24 protein-coding genes are annotated in these 25,069 nt (G+C 42.2%); 13 read left to right on the top strand and 11 right to left on the bottom strand.

The window, feature by feature from the left end:
* The first annotated feature begins 42 nt into the window (after window positions 1-42).
* The gene (locus ACYTPF_RS00120; RefSeq protein ID WP_461850764.1) at window positions 43-918 is read left to right on the top strand and encodes a 6-carboxytetrahydropterin synthase; all 876 of its coding nucleotides are present in this window, start codon (window positions 43-45) and stop codon (window positions 916-918) included.
* A 139-nt stretch (window positions 919-1,057) separates the two neighbouring features.
* Complete coding sequence (locus ACYTPF_RS00115) at window positions 1,058-1,909, top strand: M23 family metallopeptidase (RefSeq protein ID WP_461851514.1); 852 nt, start codon at window positions 1,058-1,060, stop codon at window positions 1,907-1,909.
* A gap of 128 nt (window positions 1,910-2,037) precedes the next feature.
* Here ACYTPF_RS00115 and ACYTPF_RS00110 read toward each other — a convergent pair whose 3' ends face one another.
* Window positions 2,038-3,861: a M61 family metallopeptidase gene (locus ACYTPF_RS00110; RefSeq protein ID WP_461850763.1), complete on the bottom strand. Its 1,824-nt coding sequence runs from the start codon at window positions 3,859-3,861 to the stop codon at window positions 2,038-2,040.
* Between the two features lie 189 nt (window positions 3,862-4,050).
* Between ACYTPF_RS00110 and ACYTPF_RS00105 the strand changes: the two genes are divergently transcribed.
* The 4 genes from ACYTPF_RS00105 (at window position 4,051) to ACYTPF_RS00090 (ending at window position 7,303) form a co-directional block, all read left to right on the top strand.
* Entirely contained in the window at window positions 4,051-4,734 is a 684-nt protein-coding gene (locus ACYTPF_RS00105; protein WP_179983428.1) for a PilZ domain-containing protein, read from the top strand.
* A gap of 64 nt (window positions 4,735-4,798) precedes the next feature.
* On the top strand, window positions 4,799-5,260 hold the full coding sequence (locus ACYTPF_RS00100) for an Mpo1 family 2-hydroxy fatty acid dioxygenase (protein ID WP_179983429.1): 462 nt from the start codon (window positions 4,799-4,801) through the stop codon (window positions 5,258-5,260).
* Between the two features lie 140 nt (window positions 5,261-5,400).
* The gene (locus tag ACYTPF_RS00095) at window positions 5,401-6,474 is read left to right on the top strand and encodes a sensor histidine kinase (RefSeq protein WP_179983430.1); all 1,074 of its coding nucleotides are present in this window, start codon (window positions 5,401-5,403) and stop codon (window positions 6,472-6,474) included.
* 1 nt (window position 6,475) lies between these two features.
* Window positions 6,476-7,303, top strand: a complete 828-nt coding sequence (locus ACYTPF_RS00090) for a LytR/AlgR family response regulator transcription factor (protein WP_179983431.1) — start codon at window positions 6,476-6,478, stop codon at window positions 7,301-7,303.
* Between the two features lie 135 nt (window positions 7,304-7,438).
* Here ACYTPF_RS00090 and ACYTPF_RS00085 read toward each other — a convergent pair whose 3' ends face one another.
* Complete coding sequence (locus ACYTPF_RS00085; protein ID WP_179983432.1) at window positions 7,439-8,443, bottom strand: ATP-dependent 6-phosphofructokinase; 1,005 nt, start codon at window positions 8,441-8,443, stop codon at window positions 7,439-7,441.
* A gap of 211 nt (window positions 8,444-8,654) precedes the next feature.
* Between ACYTPF_RS00085 and ACYTPF_RS00080 the strand changes: the two genes are divergently transcribed.
* A complete protein-coding gene (locus tag ACYTPF_RS00080) occupies window positions 8,655-9,497 on the top strand; it encodes a DUF6279 family lipoprotein (protein ID WP_461850762.1) in 843 nt (280 codons plus the stop codon).
* Between the two features lie 157 nt (window positions 9,498-9,654).
* Here the strand turns inward: ACYTPF_RS00080 and ACYTPF_RS00075 are convergent, their stop codons facing one another.
* The 3 genes from ACYTPF_RS00075 to ACYTPF_RS00065 form a co-directional block, all read right to left on the bottom strand.
* The gene (locus ACYTPF_RS00075; RefSeq protein ID WP_461850761.1) at window positions 9,655-10,449 is read right to left on the bottom strand and encodes a TIGR03915 family putative DNA repair protein; all 795 of its coding nucleotides are present in this window, start codon (window positions 10,447-10,449) and stop codon (window positions 9,655-9,657) included.
* A 51-nt stretch (window positions 10,450-10,500) separates the two neighbouring features.
* Entirely contained in the window at window positions 10,501-11,742 is a 1,242-nt protein-coding gene (locus tag ACYTPF_RS00070; RefSeq protein WP_461850760.1) for a putative DNA modification/repair radical SAM protein, read from the bottom strand.
* A gap of 270 nt (window positions 11,743-12,012) precedes the next feature.
* Window positions 12,013-13,653, bottom strand: a complete 1,641-nt coding sequence (locus ACYTPF_RS00065; RefSeq protein ID WP_179983436.1) for a response regulator — start codon at window positions 13,651-13,653, stop codon at window positions 12,013-12,015.
* A 121-nt stretch (window positions 13,654-13,774) separates the two neighbouring features.
* Between ACYTPF_RS00065 and ACYTPF_RS00060 the strand changes: the two genes are divergently transcribed.
* The 4 genes from ACYTPF_RS00060 (at window position 13,775) to ACYTPF_RS00045 (ending at window position 17,185) form a co-directional block, all read left to right on the top strand.
* Window positions 13,775-14,347 (top strand): VC2046/SO_2500 family protein, encoded by a 573-nt coding sequence (locus ACYTPF_RS00060; RefSeq protein WP_461850759.1) that lies wholly within the window; start codon window positions 13,775-13,777, stop codon window positions 14,345-14,347.
* Between the two features lie 78 nt (window positions 14,348-14,425).
* A complete protein-coding gene (trhO, locus tag ACYTPF_RS00055) occupies window positions 14,426-15,421 on the top strand; it encodes an oxygen-dependent tRNA uridine(34) hydroxylase TrhO (RefSeq protein ID WP_461850758.1) in 996 nt (331 codons plus the stop codon).
* A gap of 58 nt (window positions 15,422-15,479) precedes the next feature.
* Entirely contained in the window at window positions 15,480-15,722 is a 243-nt protein-coding gene (locus ACYTPF_RS00050) for an EF-hand domain-containing protein (protein WP_012518428.1), read from the top strand.
* A 356-nt stretch (window positions 15,723-16,078) separates the two neighbouring features.
* Window positions 16,079-17,185: a serine hydrolase domain-containing protein gene (locus tag ACYTPF_RS00045; RefSeq protein ID WP_461850757.1), complete on the top strand. Its 1,107-nt coding sequence runs from the start codon at window positions 16,079-16,081 to the stop codon at window positions 17,183-17,185.
* A gap of 173 nt (window positions 17,186-17,358) precedes the next feature.
* Here the strand turns inward: ACYTPF_RS00045 and ACYTPF_RS00040 are convergent, their stop codons facing one another.
* From ACYTPF_RS00040 to ACYTPF_RS00025, 4 genes are all read right to left on the bottom strand, one after another.
* Window positions 17,359-17,910: a hypothetical protein gene (locus ACYTPF_RS00040; protein ID WP_461850756.1), complete on the bottom strand. Its 552-nt coding sequence runs from the start codon at window positions 17,908-17,910 to the stop codon at window positions 17,359-17,361.
* 231 nt (window positions 17,911-18,141) lie between these two features.
* The gene (locus ACYTPF_RS00035) at window positions 18,142-19,467 is read right to left on the bottom strand and encodes a DEAD/DEAH box helicase (protein ID WP_461850755.1); all 1,326 of its coding nucleotides are present in this window, start codon (window positions 19,465-19,467) and stop codon (window positions 18,142-18,144) included.
* Window positions 19,468-19,751: 284 nt separating this feature from the next.
* Entirely contained in the window at window positions 19,752-20,405 is a 654-nt protein-coding gene (locus ACYTPF_RS00030) for a CoA transferase subunit B (RefSeq protein WP_461850754.1), read from the bottom strand.
* On the bottom strand, window positions 20,405-21,112 hold the full coding sequence (locus ACYTPF_RS00025) for a CoA transferase subunit A (RefSeq protein ID WP_179983446.1): 708 nt from the start codon (window positions 21,110-21,112) through the stop codon (window positions 20,405-20,407). Before ACYTPF_RS00025 ends, ACYTPF_RS00030 begins: the two co-directional genes overlap by 1 nt.
* A 120-nt stretch (window positions 21,113-21,232) precedes the next feature.
* Between ACYTPF_RS00025 and ACYTPF_RS00020 the strand changes: the two genes are divergently transcribed.
* Complete coding sequence (locus ACYTPF_RS00020; RefSeq protein ID WP_461850753.1) at window positions 21,233-22,126, top strand: LysR family transcriptional regulator; 894 nt, start codon at window positions 21,233-21,235, stop codon at window positions 22,124-22,126.
* 28 nt (window positions 22,127-22,154) lie between these two features.
* Here ACYTPF_RS00020 and ACYTPF_RS00015 read toward each other — a convergent pair whose 3' ends face one another.
* Window positions 22,155-22,913, bottom strand: coding sequence for a hypothetical protein (locus ACYTPF_RS00015; protein ID WP_461850752.1), 759 nt, complete (start codon window positions 22,911-22,913; stop codon window positions 22,155-22,157).
* A gap of 94 nt (window positions 22,914-23,007) precedes the next feature.
* A complete protein-coding gene (locus ACYTPF_RS00010; RefSeq protein ID WP_179983449.1) occupies window positions 23,008-23,712 on the bottom strand; it encodes a sensor histidine kinase in 705 nt (234 codons plus the stop codon).
* Between the two features lie 210 nt (window positions 23,713-23,922).
* Between ACYTPF_RS00010 and cysB the strand changes: the two genes are divergently transcribed.
* Window positions 23,923-24,897 carry an HTH-type transcriptional regulator CysB gene (gene cysB / locus ACYTPF_RS00005; RefSeq protein ID WP_118494818.1) on the top strand — a complete coding sequence of 325 codons (975 nt, stop codon included), beginning with the start codon at window positions 23,923-23,925 and terminating at the stop codon, window positions 24,895-24,897.
* Window positions 24,898-25,069 lie beyond the last annotated feature (172 nt).

Genomic DNA, 25,069 nt, shown 5'->3' with positions numbered 1-25,069 from the left:
CGTATACTAGTTAATAGAATATCAACTCGATTCAAGGGTGTTATGCAATTATTTGTAAATGATTTGACAGTGATGGACTTCTCTTACCTTTGCCCAAAGCGCGGCATGGTGGGTGAAAGCTGGATTGTCGATGTGATTTTGGACGGTGAGCTTAATGAAGAGAGCATGGTTCAAGACTTCGGTCACGTGAAAAAGAACTTAAAGCGACTTATTGACGAATATGTTGATCATAAGCTTTTAGTACCCGCGGAATACAGCGGTTCAGAGGTTATTCACGATGACGTTACTGAACAGGTAGAGACCCGCTTTACCTGCACCGATGGGCGTAGCATCATGTTACATTGCCCAGCGGAAGCCTATGCATTCGTTTATTCAGATGAAATAAACATGGAGTCTGTAGGCGTTTACTTAAAAGAAGTGCTAGCAACGCACCTTCCTGAAAACGTTGAAAACATAACGCTGCATTTGCGCGAAGAAATTATCAACTCACCGTTCTATCACTACACTCACGGACTTAAGAAGCACGATGGTAACTGTCAGCGCATAGCTCACGGGCACCGTTCTCGCATTGATATTATCTTGGACGGTAAAGTGAGCACGGAAAGTCAACAATATTGGGCTGACCGTTGGGCAGACATTTATATTGCAACCCGCGAAGATGTAATTGCCTACAGCGATAGAAAGCTTAAAGGTCAAGTTTCAAATGAAGCGGATTACTACTGTTTTGCTTACGAGTCGTCACAGGGCTATTTTGAACTATTAATTCCTAAGTCAGATTGTGAAGTCATCGAAACCGACTCAACGGTTGAGTGTTTAGCTCAGTATCTTCTTGAAGAACAAAAGAAGCGCACGCCTGATGGAGTTTGCCAAGTAATCGCCTATGAAGGCGTGGGTAAAGGCGCTACGGTTAAAGGCTAGCGTTAGCAGAAAGCAGTAAAGGACAGGGCATAATATGGCTACCACACATACTAAAGGCACGTTAACTAACCCAATAATCAGCGTAATAACAAGAGCGTTGGGTAAGAAAATTCCAAGTGCATTAACGTGTATTTTTGCAATGGGTGTAATTACCGTAAGCCCTGTTGCGACTGCGGCAATTGCTACGAATAATGATACTGAAATATCGTCTGACCCAGCCCAAGATAAAAACCCTATTGAAGTTTCGCTAAATGGTAAATTTACCCAAGGCGCCTTGTTACGTGGTCAGGCTCCAGCAGGCGCTACGGTCACTCTTAATGGCGAGCCAGTGCAGACAAACAAGGACGGCAAATTTGTTGTGGGTTTTGAAAGACAAGCACCTCTTCAGCAACGTTTAATAGTGACGCTAGATAATGGTAAAACGTGGAAGCGCGATATTACCCTTGAAAAGCGCGAGTACAATATTCAGCGCATTGATGGTTTAGAGCAGAAAATGGTTACGCCGCCTGCTGAGGTAACTGCACGGATAAAACGAGATAACGTCAACGTTGGCAAAGCGCGCAGCGGAAATAGCGATTTAGACGCTTTATTCACCCGTTTTGAGTGGCCAGCTAAAGGTAGAATATCTGGCGTGTATGGTAGTCAACGCATATTAAATGGTGTGCCGAAATGGCCGCATTACGGCGTAGATATCGCTAACAAAACAGGCACCCCCGTATATGCGCCTGTGGATGGTGTGGTTACCATGGCCGACGATCTCTATTACTCAGGTAACACCCTGATTCTAGACCACGGTATGCGTGTTTTTTCAACGTTTTTGCATATGGATAGCTTCACAGTTGAGGTAGGCGATACCGTCAAGCAAGGTGAACAGATTGGAACGATTGGGTCCACTGGCCGCTCCACCGGTCCGCACTTGGACTGGCGTATTAACTTAGGGAAAACCCGACTAGATCCGCAGACCATAATCTCTGGTTCCCCCGAACAGTAAATCCCTATAGATCTCAGTGGTTAAAGCATTAAAGAAAAGGCGCTTTCAGGTAGAATCCGAAAGCGCCTTTTTAGTAATCTTTTTAAGTATTCTTTTTTTGTATTTTTTATTAGTAATAATGCGTTGCTTTATTTACCTAACCACTTATTAAGTTTCTCTTCATCAGTAATTTCAAAGTATGCCATTTCTTGTCTAGCCCTAGTGACTTCAAGAGGCAGCGTTAAAAGTCGCCCATCGCGAATAAGCGTTATGTCTACCGTCGATGTCTGCGCGTTATCCAATAAGCGCTGTAGCTTTTGAGCATTAACAATATGGCCGTCTAGAGCAATAATGACATCGTTTAGAAGAATACCTGCCTTCATCGCAGCAAGATCTTCAAATACCTGAACTACCGTTAGTCCAAACGATGCGGCTTTTAACGTGGCGCCAAGCTGATTTTTAATTGAAGGTAGCTGTGAAAAACCCCCTTTATCGTCAGCTGAGACACGTGTACGGGTGTTGTAATTAACGCCCATGTCGGAAACCAATGAAGCCAACTCTACATCGTCTGTGGCATAAACTACACGGTCTAAATAGTCTGAAACATCAATGCCAAAATGGGAACTGCACAGCGACTGAATCACGTTATCGGGTGTGCCACACTCGTCAACGCCATAATGCTTCCAGAGCAGTTGCATTAAGTTGTCTAAGGTTACTTGGTTGTTTGACCTTTTGCGAAGCAGTAAATCTAGCCCAAGGGCAATAATGCCGCCTTTGGTATAATAACTAACAATATTATTAGTAGCGCTCGCATCTTGTTTGTAAAATTTTGTCCAAGCGTCAAAGCTACTTTCAGCTGCACTTTGTTTAAAGCGCCCAGCGTTTTGTAACAGACGACTGACATTTTGAGCCACAATATCGAGGTATTTTTGAGGCTCAATAACACCAGCTCTTGCTAGGGTTACGTCATCGTAAAAGCTTGTAAAACCTTCATAAATCCAAAGCTGGTTGGTGTAGGTTTCCTGAGATAAATCAGGCTTAACCATAACCTCAGGCTTGATGCGCTTCACATGCCATGTATGAAAGAATTCATGACTACACAAGCTTAAGAAGGTTATGTAGCTGTCGGTTTTGTTTTCGCCTTCACCTATCTGTGGCAAATCAAAACGCGGATAAAGAAGGGCGGTTGAGTGCTTATGCTCTAAACCACCAAAGCCGTTATCGGCAAGCAGAGTCATAAACAGATAATTATTTATGGGTTGTGGAGCACCAAACAAATCCAAGTGGTGCTTGCAAATAGGTGTGAGGTCTCTAGCTATGCGCGGGTAATCGATATTGTTGTTGCCTGAGAAAAGCAACGTAAAAGTAATACCGTCTACGTCGAAGCTGTGGGTGTCTGCAATACCAACGTAAATAGGGTGGTCTATGAGTTCATCATAATTTTTTTCGGCGTAATGCCAGCGCTTCGAACTCGTACTTTCGCTGCGAATTGGCATAGAGGTGTAGGCCGTCCAATTTGCGGTAGATGGGTCACTATCATCGAGTTCAATGTCTAGTTTGCAGGCTGATTGCTCAAAACCCGAAACGCGTAAAAACGCACTCGTACCATTTATAAATGCGTACTGATCGTTCATAAAGGCGGAGCGAATTGACAAGTCATTGGCATAAACCGTGTAGTTAACGGTGCAAGGTTTACCGTCAGTTTCAACACGCCACGTTTGTTTATCGAGCTTAGTTACCGGAACGCTATCGGAGTTTTCGTCGCTAGAATTCTCTATGTGGCTGGTACTTAACGTAGCACTCAATCTAATTATGCTTTTCGCGAAGTCGCGAACCATGTAGCTTCCTGGGATCCAGCTTGGAAGAGTAAGTGTTAGCGATGAATCTTTATGTTCAGGAATGTGTAGCGCAACAGTAAATTGGTGTGCACGCCAATTTGAAATAGTTAACGTATAGTGAAGAGCAGAAGGCATAGACGTCCAATAGGGTAAAAAAACGATACCTTAACTATATCAACCTATTAGGTTAATCCCAATAGATAGGCAAGCAGCCTGTAGATCTTTACGTTTATAGAAGTCGGTTTACCATCATAGTGTTGATAAGTTTTGATTTGATGCGTAAATTGGATGAACTTACATTAAACCCAGCAATAACAAATACAAATGGCTGACAAAATACAAAGCGACTTATTGAACGAAGATAATTTGGAATCGTTGCGAACGCTAGTCCCTGGCGATATCGTCGACTTGCAAATTGCGATGCCTGCTGCGCCGAAGCGTGTAAAGACAGAATACGTAGGCATGCTTACAGATGAGTGCTTGCTTTTTCATATCCCCACCTCGGCCAAGTGGATAACCGTTCGCGATGCACTCACTGTAGGTAATGAGGTTGTCGTTCGTTCTATACTTGAAGGCGATACTGGCCAAGTAATTGCCTTCAAAGTAAAAGTTTTAAAGTTGCTCGCTAAGCCTTCAGGTTTACTTATAACAACGTTTCCTAAACGCATCGAAAGTATAGGGCTTCGCGCGGTTAAGCGCGCGCAATTGGGCGTATCTGTAACATTGGAGTCTGAAGTGTATCCAGAAGATGAAAATGTGACAGGTATAATCATTGATTTGAGTGAAAAAGGATGCAAAGTTGCACTTCAGGTCAAGCCAAATTGGCCTGTAATGCTTGATGAAGCCGAAGTTCGGCTAAACTATTCGTTAGACGGTAAAGAAGTAGCCCTCACAGCAAGGGTTAAAAACCATAAGCATGAAAGCGATATGGTTTATTATGGGCTCGCCTTTACCTGTGATGAAAAACTGATAAAAACGCTGTTGTCCCGACATACATTGTTGACCTAGTGGTTCGTTAAACATGTTTTCGGGGCGATTTAGATAATTATTAAAAACAGGCAAAGGGGCAGGTATGAGAAGCATTGAGCGGCTTTTAATGCAGTATGGCGAAAGCCATCAAAACAAAACGAACGTTATCATTCACGCTATCGCCGTACCAAGTATTTACTTCGTTTCTATTGGCTTGCTGTGGAGTTTGCCGGTACCGGATTTTATAGCCCAGTTTGATATAACCTGGGCACACATTATTGCAGTCCCCGTGCTCTATTATTACTTCATGTTGTCTGGGCCAATAGGTGCAGCAATGACACTGCTCACCATATTATGCTTTGGCGCTGTTAATACGTTAGAGCACTTTAATATCTCAGTATGGTTATTCTCCTTAGTTTTGTTTGTCGTCATGTGGGTATTGCAGTTTATTGGACACCATATAGAAGGCAAAAAACCATCGTTCTTCGAAGATCTACGCTTCCTTTTAGTTGGTCCTGCTTGGTGGTGGGTTCACTGGCTTAAGAGAATGAACATAAGCTATTAATATAAGCGACGTTCTTTTGAAAAATGCTTAATTTCAAGAATTTGCCCTGCGACCAGAGGCATAAGGTGTACGACCAAGCCGCTTGGGTCACAGCAAGGCTGGCGTATAATCTTCATATTAGTTTTTAAATTGGTAATATTGTGAGTCGCTTTCAGCGTGTAATAGAAAGTAATGAACGGTTATTTTGGACGTTGCACAGCGCAGGCTGGGCAGGGTTTGCGATAATTTATTACATCGGTTCGTTTCTTCATGATGTAAGGCCCATTTGGGTTTTTATAATCATGCTAAACGCCTATGCCGGGTGGTTGTTAACCATTCCACTGCGCTACATTTATCGTTGGGCAAGGAAACAATCGCCGCTAAACATGATCATAATAGTGATAGTGTCGTGTTATCTAATAGCGTTATTGTGGGCAGTAGTAAAAAATATTAACTACTGGGAAATATATAAACACGGGTATCGCCCAGACGAATGGTATATGTATTTCACCAACACCATTAACTCATTGATAATGGTCGGCTGCTGGAGTGGTGTGTACTTCGGCATCAAAAACTTTCAGATGCTGCAAAAAGAAAAGCAAAATGCGCTTAAAGCCAGCACCATGGCTCACCAGGCGCACATCAAAATGCTTCGCTATCAGCTTAACCCGCATTTTCTTTTTAATACGCTGAATGCTATTTCTACCCTTATCCTTTTGAAAGAAAATGATACGGCGGAGGCTATGGTCTCGCGCTTGAGTGATTTCTTGCGCTACTCGCTAGACAATGATCCGATAAAACGCGTCCCGTTAGGTCAAGAGATAAAGGCGTTAAGACTTTATCTTGAAATAGAAAAGGTACGTTTTGATGATAGGTTAGATGTACAGTGGGATATCGACGAAGAGTGCGAAAGTGCGCTTGTACCCAGTATGATCTTGCAGCCAATTATTGAAAATTCAATAAAGCATGCCATATCTAAGATGGAAAATGGTGGTCGTATTTCCATAACAGCACGTACGTTTGGTAATGATTTATTGATGGACGTGGCTGATAACGGCCCAGGCGCAGATATCAAAGATGGCAACCTTAGCCGTGAAAATGGTGTTGGCTTAGCCAACATAAAAGAGCGTTTGCAATCCCTTTATCATCGTAATTTTGCATTCTCTATAGAACACAATCAGCCTTCCGGTGTGCGGGTTAGAATTCGCATACCGTATGAAGTTAAGGACGTATAACATGACAAAGCAAGTGATTAAAACCATTGTAGTGGACGACGAACCTTTAGCGCGCAGAGGCCTTCGTGCAAGGTTGGAACGCCATGATGATGTACAGGTTCTTGCAGAATGTCAGAACGGTCTTGAAGCTGTGAGCAGTATTTCTCAACATCGTCCAGACTTAGTGTTTTTAGACATTCAAATGCCGGGTTTAAATGGCTTTCAAGTTATTCACAAGCTTCGTGAATTAAAGCAGCCAATTCCAATGATTGTTTTCGTAACTGCCTACGACAACTATGCGATTAAAGCTTTTGACATACACGCGCTAGACTATCTGTTAAAGCCAGCGGACGATGAGCGCCTTGGCGCCGCGTTAGATAAGGTTCGTGAATACTTCTCAACACAACATCAAGATGAGCAGTCTCAAAAGTTGGTGAGCCTAGTGGCTGAACTAACCGGTGATGATTGCGAGGAAATTCTACGTAAATTAGCTAGCGGAGAGCCAGTTGAGACGAACCCTTACCCTGATGTTTTAGCTATCAAAGATGGTTCAGAAGTAACCCGTGTAAACGTACAAGACATTCAATGGATTGATGCAGCAGGCGATTATATGTGCGTACATGCGCTTGATGGCATGCACATAATGCGTAAAACCATGAAAGAGCTTGAGCAAGAACTAAACCCGCAATTTTTCGTTCGCGTGCACCGTTCTGCCATAGCTAATATTCGTTTTGTTAAAAAGCTAGTCAGTCACATCAGTGGCGAGTACCACTTAATACTCCAAAACGATACAGAACTTAAGGTAAGCCGCAGTCACCGCGATAAAGTCAAAGCGGCTATGAAAATGTAACCTAGCTCAAGTAGTAAAATGTTTAAGGCGTTGTTTAGAAATAGACAACGCCTTTTTTGTTTGTGGTTTTCAGTAACTAACTATGCGAATTGGTATACGCTTCTTGTTTTCTAATTATAGCGTCTAACCGTCAATTCAGTTGCTGCTGTATCGCTCATTCATAAGCGTAAGCATAGCGTCAACACGTGCCTCGTTAAGAGGTTTGGTATCTTCCCACGTTTTGTTAAGGGGGACAGTAACAGGGCGTTGATTTACTTCACCTACCATGATGTTAGTAATGTCACTGCCGACTAGACTTATTGCGAATTCTCCAAGTGTCGTTGCGAGCAACCTGTCTTGGGCAACAGGTGAGCCACCACGCTGAACATGGCCTAAGGTTACCGGCCTGACGTCACTGATATCGTGGCTCTGTAATGCCTCAGTAAGGCCAGCTAAGCCATTTGGCCATACGTTTTCAGCAACGACGACGATGAAACTAACTGGTCCTTTTAACGCGCGCTGGGCTTTTATTTGGGCAACAAGTTTCTCTATTTCTTTTTCAGCAGATTCAAAAAATTCCGGTACAACCACGTAGTCGGCTGCAGAAGAGAGTGCAGCATTCAATGCTAAAAAGCCCGCGTTCCTGCCCATGACTTCTATAAGAAATATACGCTCAAATGCATCTGCAGTATCTCGAACTTTATCGATAGAACTCATCGCAGTGTCTATAGCGGTAAAATAGCCGATGGTTGAGTCTGTGCCGCTAATGTCGTTATCTATCGTGCCGGGAATTCCTAAAATTTGGCCGTCCCATTCTTTCCCTAATTCCGCTGCACCTCGAAATGAGCCGTCGCCGCCAATCACAATAAGCGTATCAATTTCTGCTTTCATCAAATTGTTAGCTGCTTTTTTAATTCCTTCTTGGCGCTTAAGCTCTTTGCACCTTGCACTGTGCAAAATGGTACCGCCTTGTTGGATCAAGTTGTGGGTAGTGTCAAGCGATAGGGGAATGTACTCTTGTTGCAACAGTCCATTGTAACCATGCTTATAGCCAAGCAGCGTATAGTTAGCTTTCTGGCATGCGATAATTGCAGCACGTATACATGCATTCATACCTGGTGCGTCGCCACCAGAGGTTAAAATTGCGACACGTTTTGACACATTAAAGTCCTTCTTTTTACCAGTATTACAGTTAAGGTAACGTTAAGGTAACAAGACGTAAAGTGAACATCTGTATTGTAGAGAATTTAAATAATTTAAAATAATAAAGCAGACCGAGTAGCGAACGCTTCACCACCTACGTCTGTTTTTTAATTGAGTTAATATAAGCGAATTTGCAGCAAATGACGTAGTTAACAAAAAAGGATGAGTTATGCGTGTACTGTTAGTATTTATTTCTGTTGTGTTTCTTGCATCATGTAGTTCCAAATTGGCCTACAACAACCTGGATTGGTGGGTTTACTGGTACATGGACGACTATATTGAGCTTAAAGATGAGCAAGAAGAAAAATTTGATGACTATCTTCAAAACTGGCTACGCTGGCACAAAACCTCTGAACTTAAACGTTACCAAGCTCAACTTACCGATATTAAACGTCAAATAAAAGAAGGGACCTTAGATTCAAACTCTGTCCATGAACACCTTGCAAACGCAAGAGCGCATTGGGAAAGGGTGCGTAATGAAGTTAGCCCTGAATTAGCAGAAATAGCCAAAACGCTCGATGATGAACAAGTTGTTACGATTTTTGCCGCCCTCGAAAAAGATAACAAAGAGGAAGAAGAAGAGCGAAAAGAGGCGCTGGAAAAGTCTGAAGAAGAACGGTTAAAAGAGCGTGTCGAGCGCATTGAGGAGGCCATCAGTGAACGCATAGGCAAGCTAACTAGCGAACAAAAGCAAATTGTTGACTCTTACGCGACTCAGTTCATTCCCACGGGAGGAGAGTGGTTAACCTATCGCAGAAATATACAAAATGCGGCGCGAAAATTATTTGTAACCCGTAAATTTAACGATAATTTTGAAGCGGAACTGGTTGTTCTAATGCAAAACCCAGATAGCTATAAAAGCGATGTTTACAAGCAAAGCAGCGCACATAACATGACCGTTAGCGCTGCGTTAATATCCGAGCTTTTCACCACGCTAACTGACGAGCAGCGAGAAACCCTTATAGAAAGTATTGATGACCTAATTGATACTATAGAAAATTTTAGAGACTAAGTTGGTATTACAAATAGATACTAATCCAAAGTAGAATTACACAAATCAGCGCTAAACAAAGCTTGGCTCAGATGTACTAGCTCAGAGTTTATGGGCCAAGCTCGTTTATGGTTATTCGTTTGGGTTAGCTCGTTAATACAAGCTCATTTGTATTGACTCAGTGCTTATTGCCATCCTTTATCATTTTTCTGGCCCGAGCGTCCGATTGCTTAATCATATCGTCTATCAGCGACGTCTCTGGCATATTTTTCCAATACTTTTTAGGCATTTGATTTAACATCGCACCTGTTTTGATACGCGCTGGATTAAATATATTGGCGTAATAGGTCAGCCAGTATTTTTCAATGCGGTCATCATCGGGTACTACGCTTGGATCGGGATTATCTTCTAGTACTAGGGTTTCGGTATCCCAATGAGCTGCACGATAGGGCGTTAATATAGACCACCGCATATTCTTAAAACGGGTTTGGAAGAAGTTGAGCTTTATCTCTAAACTGAAATGCTCTGGTTCATACCAGGCGACAAAATGCTCTTGCCCCTCTAGGTCTATTTCTCTGAACCTCAGGAAAGCACTCATTTTGTAAGCATCACGTTTTACCGCTTTCGCCATGGCGAAAAGGTGGATGACATCGTCGTCAGTTTTCATTTGTAAAAGTTGTTTATTTTCATAAACGACACGCCATAACACCCGGTAACAAAGCGCAAATCGTTTATCATCGTTATGACATAGGGCGTACTTTAAAAGCATCAGTGTAGGTTTAGGAATACTAAGCTTGCTTCGCGGCCTTTTTCTTTCGCATTGCTCATCACCACTACCGAACAGATCGTCTTGTACAGAATGAGCGCTCTGCCAAATAATATGTTCAGGGGGAATGCGCTCAGCAATGCATTCTCGCGAAGCTTCCCGCCATTCATCAAAGCCAGGTATTGAAGTAATGGTAATGGTCTTCATGTAAAGCTACCTTTTAGACTACGGCTGAATTTAGCTGCATTAACAACACACTCAAGCGTTAAACAACTCAAACTGTTTAGGCTGTTTAAACTGAAGCTCGAAATTATTACTGTCGAGTAAATGGATATCAGGGAAGTAATCTCCAACGCTGATAAAAGGCTTCAATTTTTTAAGAGGTAGCCGCATTTTAGTAAGGTCAATCCAGTTGAGCTTTGTATTACGCCTTATAGATAAAATCTTTTGTACCGTTCGCGCACCAAGACCAGGAACGCGTAGCAGCATTTGTTTGTCAGCTTTGTTCAAATCAACGGGAAATAGATGGCGGTTACGTAATGCCCATGAAAGTTTCGGGTCGTAGTCCATATCTAACATGTCGTCTTGCAAGATTTCATCTAGGCCAAAACCGTAAAAGCGTAAAAGCCAATCCGCTTGATACAAGCGGTGCTCTCGTATCAATGGCGCCGGTTTTAGCGGTAAAACTTCCGAAGCATCAGGGATAGGGGAAAATGCTGAGTAATACACACGTCGAAGTTTCTGATCGCTGTAGAGCTTAACGCTTGTGCCTAAAATGGTTTTATCGTTTGACCCATCGGCACCTATAATCATTTGCGTAGACTGCCCCCCAGGTGCGAACTGGGGAGGGCGTTTGCCCGAATATGTTTTGTCTACTTTATGCTCTGCAATTTTTTCTTTTAACGTATTCATCGAACAGTGAATATCGCCAAGATCTTTTTCTGGGGCATACTTGTTTAGCGAAGACTGTGTAGGCATTTCCACATTAATACTAAGTCTATCAGCATAAAGACCCGCTTCTGCTTGTAGTTCTGGCGACGCATTCGGGATAGTTTTAAGGTGAATATATCCTTTAAACCCGTGATCAAGACGTAGCGATTTTGCAATACGCACCATGCTTTCCATAGTGATATCGGGCGAACCCACAATTCCAGAACTTAAAAACAAACCCTCAATGTAATTGCGCTTATAAAAATTTAGGGTTAAATCTACAGTTTCTTTAACTGTAAAACGCGCCCGTTGCACATTGCTTGAAACTCTATTAATGCAATAATGGCAATCATAAATACAGTAGTTTGTCATAAGGATCTTAAGCAGCGAAACACACCTTCCATCTGGTGTGAAGCTATGGCATATCCCCGAGCCACCGGTAAGCGAACCTATACCGGTCTTTTCGGTTTTTCCAGCTTGTCGTTTACCTGCTGAACCACTCGCGCAAGACGCGTCGTACTTGGCCGCATCGGAAAGAATTTCAAGTTTTTGTATCAGTCTGTCATGCATCGCCGATGTTTACTTCCTTTAACCAGTCACAGTTAAACAGCCTAGTGTTTTTAACCAAAGTATCGATATGAGCGTTTTTTGGCATAAGCTGCATGGCACTGCGTTATATCATGTATATATATACAGTACAATTGATTACGGCAGTAGAGGGGAAAGATTTAATGTTAGCCAACGAGGCTTACAACACAGATGTATAGGCTAATAGCAATGAATTACCAGCGATAGAAAAAGGTAGGGTTGCTTTAAAAAGAACTAATATGTCACTGGGTATCAAAAGCCAATATACTTAGAAAGTTCATCTCGAATATTTTCGTACTTTTCTTTGTATGGCGCTTTGAGTGTCATATCATCAATCAGCTTAAACAAACGCTTACATTCGTTTATTAACTTCATTTCCGCTTTATCTTCTTTTATGGCTATTTGAAGAAGGCATTGAAGCAGGTTAAGTGCAACACCTGTATTAACAGGTGCAAAACCTTGAGCAAGGGCAAACGAGGCTTTAGCGCGTTCAAAGTCTTGTTGCTGGTAGTGTTGAATGCCCTCACGGTTAAATTGCTGATAGCTAGCGAGGCTTTTTTGTGCGTTTTGCGCTTGTGTCTTTAACATGTAAGAACTGTTTTGGTCGAGTTCTTCACCCCTCGATGAAAGTAGAGAACTTAACTGCAGCGCGTCGTCGAACTCTCCCAGCTTATACATAACGTTAATGCTATCTGGAATGAACGCTGTCGGTACTTCTGCGTATTTATCATCAAGCTGTATTTGCGATGTATTGAGATGACGCTTTGCATCAATGAGCTTCCCATCAATCGCGCTTATCCTTGCATTTACAATATTGCCAAAAATTTCTACGTCGAACTCCCTGTCGATTTTATATAGGTGCTCATCAAACTTACCACGCTGTAATGTGAGTAAGGCTTCTTGCTGATATTTATTGCGCTGGCTTTTGTCATCAGCAGATTCAGCGACATCAAGTAAACTACGTATCATTGTGCACCAATGTAAACTTGCTTTATGTACAGTGCGTTTTGATAGGTTCCAAATTGCTTGGCTAGAGTTGGCTGCTAGTACTAAATCGTCATTTTCCCGGCCAATTTCACAAGCCTTATAATGACGAGGTAATGAAAACGGGGAAAGCTTGATAGCTTCCCTAATCGCATCTAGGGCTTTTTCACCTGCGTCCAAGGCGTGATGCGCTTGCGCAAGAATATCATGAGCATCAGCATTGAAACGGTTGCGTTTTAACGTTTTCTTGGCAATGGATATCGCTTTTTCATATTCATTCAACAGCAGATAGGTTCTACCAATTGCTATTTGTGCCCATAGCACAGGCCTACCTTCGATATATTCTTTTAGTACATCTAGAGCTTTTTGGGGTTGAGAAATACGCCAATAGAGTTCAACTAGCAGTTGTTCGCAGTGTCCTTTGTAGTGGCGAGGGTTTTCTAAAAGTGTCTCAATATGATCTATGGCACTGTTGTATTCACCTTGCTCTATAAGGTTGAACGCTTGTTGAAGAAATTGTCGTTTTTGCCACGCACGAACGATGCGAGATTTTAACTGTACTTGTGAAAAGGGTTTTATTAGAAAATCGTCTGGGCGACGTTCAATACTGCCAAGCACAACCGGTCGAGCACTATCTGCACTGATAAGAATAAATACTGAGGTTGGGTTGATAAGCCTTCGCGTGCGCAACTCTTCTATAAGTTCATAGCCATTTTTGGTATCAGCACCCAAGTGTAAGTCGCAAATTACAATATCAAATTTGTGCTTTTTACACAGCGATACCGCCTGTTCAGCAGAAGACTTAGTGACGACATCAGACGCCCCCATTGAATGCATTAGCCCTTTCAAAAGAAGAAGGAAAGGACGTTGGTCCTCAACAATCAGTACTTGTTTGTTGCTAAATTGCATTTCGAATCCGTGAATAAACACACTATCAATTAGTAGAAGTATATCTAACTTTAGAAAATAAGCTTAAGAAAAACATTATCTTGCCGACAACATACGTATACAACAACAGCATTGTGTACGTATGTCGCCAGATTTAGCCTCAGCAAATGAACAAACATCAATAGACCCCAGTATTTACTGGGAGCGAAGTGGTGTACTTGCTCGGGCGTCATCGCAGGGGGCCTTGTTCTCGTTATACCTTGCAATGCAGCAACATAGCGTAGCTGAACCGTTTGAAATTGAAGCGGCAACGTCAGACGCTGACACAGCGAATAGTATAGAAGCGCAACTTGCGGCGTTAAATCACTATAGACGTCCTTCACTGTCCGTCAGTGAAAATGAATGGACAGACATGCAAGTACACTCAAATTTACTCGCTACAGACTACGAAGGTGCACGCCTTTTTCTTAGTATGAAGCCTGCGCCGTTAGCTCAAACTGATGACGCGAAGCGCATCCCGGATGACGTTGTAGACAACTGCAGTCTAGCTACCCAGAAACGACTGAAAAAGCAATATGACAACGCTATAAAAGAAGATAATACGTTACTTTACGATGTTATATCTTCGCAAGGCGACGCCGATGACGGGAAATATGGGAAAGATAAGCACCAAGCTACAACGCCAGACTTTTCTTCATTTGAAAATATCGCCTAGTTTTTAACGGTCAGTTTTGTTATATTCCGCGCCGCATTTTTGCACTGGTCTTACGCTCCAATCAGCAAAGGTTAAAATATGTCTAAATATATTGTATGCGCAATGTATAAATTTGTTGCGCTTGAAAACTTTAAAGAAATCCGCCAGCCGCTTCTAGAGACTATGGAAGCAAATGGTATAAAAGGTACGCTTCTACTTGCTCACGAAGGCATTAACGGTACAGTTTCAGGTACCCGTGAAGGTATCGACGCATTGCTCGCTTATCTGAATAGCGATGAACGTATCAATCCTATCTCTTACAAAGAATCACTTCACGACGAACAGCCGTTCTATCGCACTAAGGTGAAACTTAAAAAAGAAATCGTGACCATGGGCGTTGAAGGTATCGACCCTCGCCAAACTGTAGGCACTTACGTCAAGCCTAAAGACTGGAATGCGCTAATAAGCGACCCTGATGTAACCGTAATTGACACCCGAAACGGTTATGAAATAGAAATTGGCACTTTCAAAAACGCCATTGACCCTAAAACCGACACGTTTCGCGAATTCCCAGAATACGTAGAAAAAGAACTCGACCCGTCAAAAAACAAAAAAGTAGCCATGTTCTGTACTGGCGGCATACGCTGTGAAAAGTCGACAGCGTATTTGAAAGAGCAGGGGTTTGAAGAGGTTTACCACTTAGAAGGCGGCATTTTACAGTATCTTGAAGATGTGCCGAAAGAAGAGTCTATGTGGGAAGGCGACTGCTTTGTATTCGATAATCGCGTTGCGGTAAACCACGACCTTGAAAAGAGTCATTACGAACAGTGTTACGCGTGTCGACTCCCTATTACTGAAGAAGATAAGCAAAGCGATAAGTATGAGCCTGGCGTAAGCTGCCCTCACTGTTACGGCACGCATACCGACGATCAAATTGCACGCTTTAGAGAGCGCGAAAAGCAGGTTCAGCTAGCGAAAGAGCGTCAGCAGGAACACGTGGGTACCGAAGCGCGTTTGACCATGGAACAAAAGCGTCAGGAAAAAGCAGAAGCTCAACGTTTACGCGCACTTAAAGCAAAAGAAAATCAGGCGTAGACAGTCAGAAAGAAGGGCGTTACACTCGTGTTTATTGCAGTTGAAATAAGGAATGCGAGTGAGCACTCAACTTTCAGAATCTAAAATTGAAGAAATTAGAAAGGACTTCAGCTTTTTCGATCGTGATGGCAATGGCCAAATCGATTTACCTGAGTTCATCGAGCTTCTAACCGTAATTTCACCAAAGACTAAAGCTAGCCACGTACAAGAAGGCTTTAAGCTTATCGATAGTAACGACGATGGTTACATCGACTTCGAAGAGTTTTTGGAGTGGTGGCAAGAAGGGTGGTGGGAGTACTAAGTTTTACTTAGTAACGCAAACCATCGCTAAAGCTTTGTGTACGCTCTGTTGACCGTGTCTTAAAAGCTTATAGTTACCGCAAAAAAAGAAAACGCTAAAACGGGTGCTTTGTAAAGCACCCGTTTTTTTATGCTTGAGTTTGCGCTGGTATGAGTTGGCTAATTTAGGTTTACATGTTTATTGTTGGACGGCTGCTTTGAGCGTAAAGCGGCCGTCTATAATTAATGAGCGTTTAAAGAGAGAATCGCGAAAGAGGACGTTCGATTTCGAATGAAAGCAAAATGCCTAGTTTCATGAATGGAACAGGTGTTAGTATGATTTCACAATAAAGAACTATTGCACGCACAAGGAACGTCATGTTTAGATCTATTTTGATAATTTCTGCCTTCGTTTTAGCCAATTTTGTAACTGCCGAAGAATTTACCAATGTGTCCGAGCTCTCAAAGCGCTTGGACGATGGAATACCGAAGATTTTAGGTAAACATAAAGCTCCCGGTGTCGCACTGGCATTCGTTAATGGAAATAGAATCATCGAATTTCGCTCCTATGGTTATGCTGACATTGCTAAAGAAGTTGAAATTACCAAAAGCACAATGTTTAACGTAGGCTCTATTTCTAAGTTGGTTACTGCTTGGGGAGTAATGCAACTTGTAGCCCAAGACAAAGTCGAATTAGATGCGCCAATTAATCAATATCTCAAACGCTGGCAGATTCCTAATTCTGAATTTGACGTCAAAAAAGTAACGCTAAGGAATATCCTATCTCACACTTCAGGCTTGTCGCTGGGACCATATGTTGGATGGGACTCACACGAAAAGTTATCTTCTATTGTTGATTCACTAAATGGTGATAACAATGGTGCTGGACCCGTTGAAGTTATTCATGCGCCAAATACAAAGTGGTCTTATTCGGGTGGTGGTTATTCAGTGGTGCAACTATTAATTGAAGATGTATCGGGCGTGGCATTTGAAGACTATATGCAGCAATACGTGTTCGAACCTCTTAATATGAAGGATTCTACTTTCAATATTACTGAAAAAGTTTTAAGTAAGTCGGCAACACCTTATGACGATACTGGAAAAGTCACTGGTATGTTGTACTTCGATGAAAAAGCTGCAGCAGGTTTACAGACAACGCCTATAGATTTAGCTCGCTTTAATATGGCAGTATTGAGAAATAACGATGGGCATTATATTGGTTCAAAGTTACTGCCAGAAAAACTAATTGATCTAATGATAAAGCCAGCTCCTTATACTGACGGGCGCTGGAGCATGAGCTATGTAGTTGACTCAGAAAACAAAAGTCTCGGCTTTGCTGGGTTTAATCGTGGTTGGATCGCACTAACTCGGTCTATAACGGACTTAAATTTTGGTTATGTTATATTGACTAACAGCAGTATTGGACCAGTGAGTAACGAAATAGACAGCTTCATCCTTTCTACTATTAGAAAAAAGCACAATTAAAGTCCGTAAACCAAGGTATTGCAGTGGATAAACCGCTGAATGCGGCTTTACGACTGTCTGATAATGGCACAAATCGGAATTTATAGTCTAACCTCTAAAATTCTGTTCCCTATCCTTAGCAAAACTTTAAGCCTCAACAGATGAACCTACTAATTGGACGAAGTTAAGAAAGATTAGCTACTTGGTAAAAGATACCAGTCTGCGCTGTATTTTTTATTAGCTTTTGCTGCCTCGACTTCTAGTGGTGCTTGGTCGTAGCCGTACTCAGCCATATCGAAGAAATGTTGAGTAACAACCTCGTCTAAGCTAGCTCTTTCAATTTGTAACACGTGGACCAACTCATGGGCTAATTTTGGTCTATTAAGTACAAAGTCTTTACGCGCGTAAATCGAATAACCAAAGACTTGTGCATTGTTAATGATTCCCTCGCCGACAAGCCCAACTGCTTCACCAAATATCTTCAAAGCAAAGTTTTCATAGGGATAGGGTACTACATCAACGTATACAATTCTTACTTTCTCGGGGTGTTTAACACCTATGTTCGTCGCAAGTAACCTTTCCTTTTCGTTTAACGGTACGCCAACTTCAAGCCCCTTATGGTCAGTTTCATGCGCCCATTCAATGTATTGAGGCAATAAGACACTCGCAATTATTTTTTCATAGAAAAGTACGGAAATAATGAGTACAGCAACGAGTAATATTGAGAAGAGTTTTAATGCTTTCATGTCTATAAAGTCCGTTTTAAAGAAAAGCTAAAGAAGCTTTAAAGGTAATTAGAGTAACTAATAACGCTAGAGGATAATCTCTCGCTATATATGCAAATTAAAGCATATGTTACGAAGCTATGATAGAGAAAGTATGTAAGAGAATAGTTGTTAGGATTAAATGAAGCAATGACCGCCGCTATTAACGCGAGCTATATTAGCGGCGGATTAGTATTAACTAATAAACGGGTTTTACTCGTCGTCATCCTGCTGTGTATTTCTTGGTTTGCGTTTCACAGGAACCATTCCGATATCTTCACCCAGCATGGTGTCAACGCGCTTTTTCACATTTGTTTTAACCGGTTTAGCCACACGCTTTCTACCATTTTGCGCGTTGGCTTTTTTCGACACTTTTTTCTTTGGTTTGAAACCCTTGAACGAGGCCGCGAATTCGTCGTGCGGTGAGCACTCTAAAGCATATTGAAGGTGACTCTTAAGCCCTTCAAAGCTGTTCCAGTCACGCGGGCCAATTAACGAGAAAGCTTCGCCTTTTTGCCCAGCACGACCTGTGCGGCCAATACGGTGAATATACTCATCGGCGTTTTTGGGTAGGTCGAAGTTAACTACCAAGCCAACCTTTGACAGGTCCAGACCACGAGAGGCGAGGTCAGTGGTAACCAAAATACTGTGCTGCCCACGAGCAAATGCACTCATTACTGCTGCGCGTTGGCTTTGTAGCATATCACCACGAAGAGCAATAGCTTCTAAATTCTCTTCGTTAAGCAATGCTGCAATTCTATCGGTATCTTCACGGGTAGCAGTAAATACGATAGCTTGGTTGTAGGTACGATTGGCCAGTTCAAACTGTAAGATTTGATCTTTGTTATCAACGTTGTCTGCAAAGAAGCACTTCTGCTCAATGTCGCCATGCTCTGCCGTTGAGTCTCCTACTGCTACGCGCACAGCACCTTGGGTCAACTGCGTTGTCATATGCTTAAGCTCAATATTATCGAGCGTGGCAGAAAACAGCATAGTTTGACGTTTTCTGTGATCAGCATAGTCGTTAATCATTTTAAGCTGAGCAGAGAAGCCTAAATCTAACATTCGATCGGCTTCATCAAAAATCAGCAACTCTAGACCGTTTAGATACACGCTTTTGTCTAAAAGGTGATCGGCAACTCGACCCGCTGTACCTACGATGATATGAGGGTTGCGTCGAAGCGCTTTAACTTGGTCGTTGTAGTTTTCACCGCCCACAATAAGCGAGCAAGTAAGATTTAGCCCAGTACACATTGATTTTGCTTCAATGAAAACCTGTTTAGCGAGTTCACGGGTAGGAGCAAGGATAAGTGCACGCGGGTCTTGTCTGCTTAACGCTTTTTGCGACATTAGCCGGTTTAAAGCAGGTACTAAAAAGGCGAAGGTTTTACCTGACCCTGTTTTTGAAGACGCGATAATATCCTTACCCTGTATGGCAGGAAGCATAGTACGCTCTTGAATTTCGGTTAGCGTCGAAATGTTTTTCGTTTCGAGCTTTGAAATAATTTTATGATGGACAGGTAAATCAGTAACTAGCAAGAAAGGTGAGCCTTTTTAAAAATAACGTTCGTGCGCATTATCCCTTAATGCACAGTGTATTAAAAGGCTTATTGCGTTACCCGCTTTAAACTCGGGTGTATGGCACTGATAACGAACAATCAATGCCTGTAGTGGGGCAGGATATTAATATAAACGAATTAGCGTGTTGCCTTACGAGTCGCGCTTACCTTGAACACATTATGTGCTACTTAGTAAGCGCGGCCTAATTAAACGTAAATGTATAAAGTTGTATTTAAACGTGTTGTGTTTACCTATTGAACTTACTAAAACTGCATCTCTGGTACATTTTCAGGTACAACAAGGTTTCCTCCGGTTTTCTCTCTGATTTCATCTACGCTCACGCCTGGTGCGCGCTCCTGAAGAACAAAGGAGCCGTCTTCAACGCTCAGAACTGCTAAGTCAGTAATTATACGTGTGATACAGTTCACGCCGGTTAACGGTAATGTACATTCGCTTAGTAACTTAGGATTACCGCGTTTATCGGTATGGGTCATGGTAACAATTATGTTTTTCGCGCCAGCAACAAGGTCCATGGCGCCGCCCATACCTTTAACCAGTTTGCTCGGTATCATCCACGAGGCAATATTGCCCGATACATCAACTTCAAAAGCACCTAGCACAGTAAAATCTACATGTCCGCCACGGATCATGGCGAAGCTCTCGGCACTGTTGAATATTGATGCGCCGGTTATAGCTGTCACCGTCTCTTTACCGGCGTTTATCATGTCGGCATCAACTTCACTTTCAGTCGGGTAACGCCCCATACCCAAAAGGCCGTTTTCCGACTGCAGCATAACGCTAATATCATCGGGGACATAATTAGCCGCAAGGGTAGGGATACCAATGCCTAAATTCACGTAATCTCCATCTTTGAACTCTTGGGCTACGCGCATTGCAATCTGTTCTCTGCTAAGCATTATACGGTCTCCTTACTAACTACACGGCGCTCTATGCGTTTCTCAAATGAACCTTTAATCACGCGATTTACATAAATCCCTGGCGTATGGATTTCGCTAGGGTTAAGCTCGCCAGGCTCTACAATTTCTTCTGCTTCTACAACAGTGATCTTGCCGGCGGTTGCTGCCATAGGGTTAAAGTTTTGTGCCGTGTGGCGATAAACACAGTTACCGTAAGTGTCTGCTTTCCAAGCTTTTACAATTGCAAAGTCGCCAGTGATGGCATGCTCAAGAATATAAGGGCGCCCATCAAACTCTTTAACTTCTTTCCCTTCACCAACCGGCGTGCCATAACCTGTGGCAGTGTAGAATGCGGGTATTCCTGCACCACCAGCACGCATTTTTTCAGCTAACGTGCCTTGTGGGGTGAGTTCAACTTCCAACTCACCGTTGAGTAATTGCTTTTCAAACAACGCATTTTCACCGACATAGGAAGATACCATTTTTGATATTTGTTTATCTTCTAACAATAGACCTAATCCAAAACCATCAACACCACAGTTGTTAGACACTACGGTAAGGCCTGACACTCCCATCATCTTAATTTGACTAATTAGGCCTTCTGGAATTCCGCAAAGGCCGAAGCCTCCAGCAATGACCGTCATACCATCTTCAAGGCCTGCCATGGCTTCATCGTACGAGGATACAACTTTGTTAAACCCTGCCATTTTTTATCTCCAATGCTTTTGTTAAAAATAAGTATCAGCATTGTTGCAAGATATGTAAAATCGAATTAATCTTTCAATTGATAAATATAATTTATTAATTAGCCATAAAGGATGACACTTATGGATGTCTCTTACCGTCAAGTAAAGGCGTTTGTTGAAGTGGCTAAGTCTTCAACCTTTGCGGAAGCTGCGGTGAACCTGCACCTAACCCAACCCGCTTTGTCTTCTGCGATAAAAAAAATGGAAGAGCAATTAGGCGGTAAATTGTTTCAGCGTAATACACGCAACGTAAGCTTAACGCCTGAAGGAGAGGTGTTATTCCCGAACGCGTTACGTTTACTTCATGACTGGGACAACACTTTTTCAGACATGCAAAACCTATTCGCTATGGCGAAGGGTCAACTCACTGTATGTGCTATGCCTTCTTTTGCCGAGTCACATCTGCCCAATATATTATCGATGTTTCATCAACGTACTCCTAACGTAAACCTAAGAATAGTAGATGTTGTTATGGAGCAAGTTATTCACGAAGTAACTACCGGGCGCAGTGAAATAGGCTTTTCTTTCGAGCCAGAACGCAAAGATGGGCTGGTGTTCAACAGCCTTTTTACCGATGAGTTTGTTGTAGTAGGAAATAAAACGTTGTTGCCTAACTTGGGCAAAGCACTCAATTGGAGGGATTGTCTACAGTTTCCCTTAGTAATGATGAACCGGGGGTCGGCGGTACGTCACTGGACGCAGTCTAAGCTTCAACAGTACAGCGAGTTAAATATCATTGCAGAAACAGGGCAACTGTCTACCCTTGGAAAACTAATACAAAATGGTTTGGGCATATCTATTATGCCTGCAATTTGTAAAGATCAAATGGAGGGGCTTGGTCTTGTGGCCCAAAGCATTGCTGATGAGCCTTTAGTGAAAAGCATTGGTATAATCAAAAACGCAAGAAAGGGGTTGTCGTTACCAGCTCAGTCAATGTGGGACTTGGCTATTGCGCATTATGCTCAAACGACATAATACGCAATGTATTTGACGAGAGTAGGGACTACCACTTCTTTTTAGGAGCGAATAGCTCGTCCAGTTCGTCTCTTTCCTCTTCTTGCTTTTTAGCGCGATCTTTTTCGTTAACGCTCTTAAGATTGCTTTGAATTTCGTTAAGCCACTCGTTGAGTGTGGAAAGTTTAGATGCAGAGTATTCATCCTGTGGGTTCTGATTTTCCAGCGCCGTTTTGGCTTTTTCAAAATATTGTCTTGCTGAACCCAACATATTGGTTTGCAGTGCTGCGCGGCCGCGCTTAATAAGCGTCTCTACGTTTACTTTGACCTGCAAACGTTCCAATTGCTTATCTTCATCCATAAATACTTTTGAATCAATTTGCCCTTTGCTATGTTCAGAGCGAAGCACTATGCGCAGTTTCTTAACTGCTTGGATGTACTGAATTATCATTTTATCGTTATCGGGCAGCGAAAACTCAGAGGACCTCGTTGACTTGTCTGAGAGCGCCGCTGCTGTGGCTTGCTCGCTACTCGCTATCCGTTGTTTTAATTCTGCGGTGCTCGATAATTCATTCATGGTTTTGAGCGCATTAAGAATTCGGTTGTGAAGAATACCCATGATTCGTGAAGAAACCGGCATATTTACACTTGCCGCTATAATATTCTCGGTTTCATCAACAATAGTGCGCTGTTTCGCCAACTCAGTTCGACGCTCTGCTTCTTGTTTTTGACGATGTTGTTGGATTGCATTAATGAAAATAGCTGCGATTAGCAAAACAACAATCAAAATAATAATAATCACGTACATGCGTGTGTTTCCGTCTGTTTTTACATCTTATAACGTCAGTTTTTTATCAACCACGAGCGTTACTTTTTGAATTATCTATTGTTATCGGACAATCTTACGGTATTTTTACTTCAAATACACTCCCGCCTAGGCTTCCACCATTATAAAGGGTAATTGATCCTATTCTGTCGCCTTGCGAATGCGCATTTGCAATGAGTTTAGCAAAGAATAGCCCAAGGCCTGTTCTACCTTGGCTTAATTCAAAGTCACATAGCGCGTCGTGGCTTTTTGACAACATTGCTTCGGGGTATCCACTACCATCATCTTCAACCCTTAAAGTCATAAACTCATCTTCATCAGTATGGGCTGAAACAAGTATCTTTGATGTGCCATAGCGCATTGCATTTATAATCACATCGTTTAAAAGCAAATAAATTAACTCGCTGTCTAAATACCAACTTAGGTCCTCTTCAGCATCGACAGTAATTTCTATATTTTTTTGAGATACGTAGAGTGCGTTGGAGCCGACAACATCCTCAACTAAATCTTTGACAAAACTTTCATCAACAGTAATAGGCAGGCTTTCTAATTCTGCTCGATATAAAGAGAGTATCTGAACAAGATTCGTGTTTAGCCTTGATGCTTCATAATGGACACTTGCTACTTGTTCTCTTGCTTCAGTGTTTTGCGGAGAAAGCGAATCGCTCAATGTTTCAATAGATTGAATTAAAAGAAATAATGAATTCTTCATATCGTGTACAGCAGCAGCTAATACAGATGAAAAATCGATTGAAGATGTAACTTGTTTACTACTGCTCATTATCTATTAAACGCCGTGCGACTCTTTAACCCTAAACATACTGTAGAAGAGATTAGAAAATGAAGGGCAAATTACGCGTAAATTTGTAAAAAAATGAATTAAATTCAACTTTATAATGCTAATTTTGTAATAGCAACTAGTAAAAAACCGTAGTTTTGGTTATAACGGAGGGAGTAAAGTGTCAGTTGATCCCATAATACGGTGTAAAATATGAAGCTACAGCAACTACGGTATATCGTAGAAGTTCTCAATAATAATTTGAATGTGTCTGCAACGGCAGAAAGTTTGTATACCTCACAGCCAGGTATCAGCAAGCAAGTACGTATGCTAGAGGACGAATTAGGCGTTCAAATTTTTGGCCGTAGCGGAAAGCACCTTACTCACGTAACCGACGCGGGTAATGATGTAATTAACATTGCTCGCGAGATTCTTGCGAAAGTAGAAAGCATCAAAGCCGTTGCAAGAGAACATACACTTCCCGACCAAGGCAAGCTGAATATCGCTACCACCCACACTCAGGCACGCTATGCGTTACCAGACGTGATCCAAGGTTTTATGACAAAGTACCCCAAGGTGTCGTTACATATGCATCAAGGTACGCCTTCTCAAATTAGCGACTTAGCTGCTAAAGGTGAAGCTGATTTTGCTATCGCGACTGAAGCGCTTCACTTGTACAACGATTTAGTTATGCTGCCGTGTTATCACTGGAATCGCAGCGTAATTGTAAACAAAGATCACCCGCTTTCTAAAAAGGGCACTATAGATATTTCAGATATTGCAAAGTATCCGTTAGTGACTTATGTGTTCGGGTTTACAGGGCGCTCAGAATTAGACCAAGCTTTTGAAAGAGCAGGGCTGACACCAAAAATTGTTTTCACTGCCACCGATGCTGATGTAATTAAAACTTATGTACGCTTGGGTGTAGGTATTGGTGTAATCGCGTCGATGGCCGTTAGCGAAGAGTTAGACGATGACTTGGTTAAAATAGACGCGAGTCACTTGTTTGATTACAGCACGACAAAGATTGGCTTTAGGAAAGGGTCATTCCTTAGAAGTTACATGTACGACTTCATTGAGCGATTTGCGCCTCACCTTACCAAAGACAAGGTGGAAAAAGCTATGATGCTGAAAAATAATGAAGAAGTTGAAAAAATGTTTAAGGGCGTGACGTTACCAGTTAAGTAACATTGTGAAGAAATAAGACGATTGAAAAAAAGGGGCTGTCGCCTAATGCCGATCAGTTAAGAAATATTTTAGCGATCGGTTGACCGATCTTTTAAAGATGTAAAAATCCGATGAGCACTCGCCATCGGATTTTTTTATGGATATCAAAACAGCGTTAGATACTGCTTTCAAT

This window comes from Alteromonas sp. HB246098, from assembly GCF_054890645.1.
The sequence above is the reverse complement of the archived record's forward strand: the minus strand, read 5'-3'. Positions and strand labels throughout refer to the sequence as shown.

What these genes read in the sequence shown, in the direction of transcription:
- ACYTPF_RS00100 (WP_179983429.1), top strand. Translation starts at nt 4,799, where the DNA reads ATGAGAAGCATTGAGCGGCTTTTAATGCAGTATGGCGAAAGCCATCAA.
- ACYTPF_RS00065 (WP_179983436.1), bottom strand. Translation starts at nt 13,653, where the DNA reads ATGCAATTTAGCAACAAACAAGTACTGATTGTTGAGGACCAACGTCCT.
- ACYTPF_RS00025 (WP_179983446.1), bottom strand. Translation starts at nt 21,112, where the DNA reads ATGGCAGGGTTTAACAAAGTTGTATCCTCGTACGATGAAGCCATGGCA.
- ACYTPF_RS00045 (WP_461850757.1), top strand. Translation starts at nt 16,079, where the DNA reads ATGTTTAGATCTATTTTGATAATTTCTGCCTTCGTTTTAGCCAATTTT.
- ACYTPF_RS00080 (WP_461850762.1), top strand. Translation starts at nt 8,655, where the DNA reads ATGCGTGTACTGTTAGTATTTATTTCTGTTGTGTTTCTTGCATCATGT.
- ACYTPF_RS00015 (WP_461850752.1), bottom strand. Translation starts at nt 22,913, where the DNA reads ATGTACGTGATTATTATTATTTTGATTGTTGTTTTGCTAATCGCAGCT.
- ACYTPF_RS00040 (WP_461850756.1), bottom strand. Translation starts at nt 17,910, where the DNA reads ATGAAAGCATTAAAACTCTTCTCAATATTACTCGTTGCTGTACTCATT.
- trhO (WP_461850758.1), top strand. Translation starts at nt 14,426, where the DNA reads ATGTCTAAATATATTGTATGCGCAATGTATAAATTTGTTGCGCTTGAA.
- ACYTPF_RS00110 (WP_461850763.1), bottom strand. Translation starts at nt 3,861, where the DNA reads ATGCCTTCTGCTCTTCACTATACGTTAACTATTTCAAATTGGCGTGCA.
- ACYTPF_RS00120 (WP_461850764.1), top strand. Translation starts at nt 43, where the DNA reads ATGCAATTATTTGTAAATGATTTGACAGTGATGGACTTCTCTTACCTT.
- ACYTPF_RS00090 (WP_179983431.1), top strand. Translation starts at nt 6,476, where the DNA reads ATGACAAAGCAAGTGATTAAAACCATTGTAGTGGACGACGAACCTTTA.
- ACYTPF_RS00115 (WP_461851514.1), top strand. Translation starts at nt 1,058, where the DNA reads ATGGGTGTAATTACCGTAAGCCCTGTTGCGACTGCGGCAATTGCTACG.
- ACYTPF_RS00030 (WP_461850754.1), bottom strand. Translation starts at nt 20,405, where the DNA reads ATGCTTAGCAGAGAACAGATTGCAATGCGCGTAGCCCAAGAGTTCAAA.
- ACYTPF_RS00075 (WP_461850761.1), bottom strand. Translation starts at nt 10,449, where the DNA reads ATGAAGACCATTACCATTACTTCAATACCTGGCTTTGATGAATGGCGG.
- cysB (WP_118494818.1), top strand. Translation starts at nt 23,923, where the DNA reads ATGAAGCTACAGCAACTACGGTATATCGTAGAAGTTCTCAATAATAAT.
- ACYTPF_RS00070 (WP_461850760.1), bottom strand. Translation starts at nt 11,742, where the DNA reads ATGCATGACAGACTGATACAAAAACTTGAAATTCTTTCCGATGCGGCC.
- ACYTPF_RS00105 (WP_179983428.1), top strand. Translation starts at nt 4,051, where the DNA reads ATGGCTGACAAAATACAAAGCGACTTATTGAACGAAGATAATTTGGAA.
- ACYTPF_RS00060 (WP_461850759.1), top strand. Translation starts at nt 13,775, where the DNA reads ATGTCGCCAGATTTAGCCTCAGCAAATGAACAAACATCAATAGACCCC.
- ACYTPF_RS00020 (WP_461850753.1), top strand. Translation starts at nt 21,233, where the DNA reads ATGGATGTCTCTTACCGTCAAGTAAAGGCGTTTGTTGAAGTGGCTAAG.
- ACYTPF_RS00010 (WP_179983449.1), bottom strand. Translation starts at nt 23,712, where the DNA reads ATGAGCAGTAGTAAACAAGTTACATCTTCAATCGATTTTTCATCTGTA.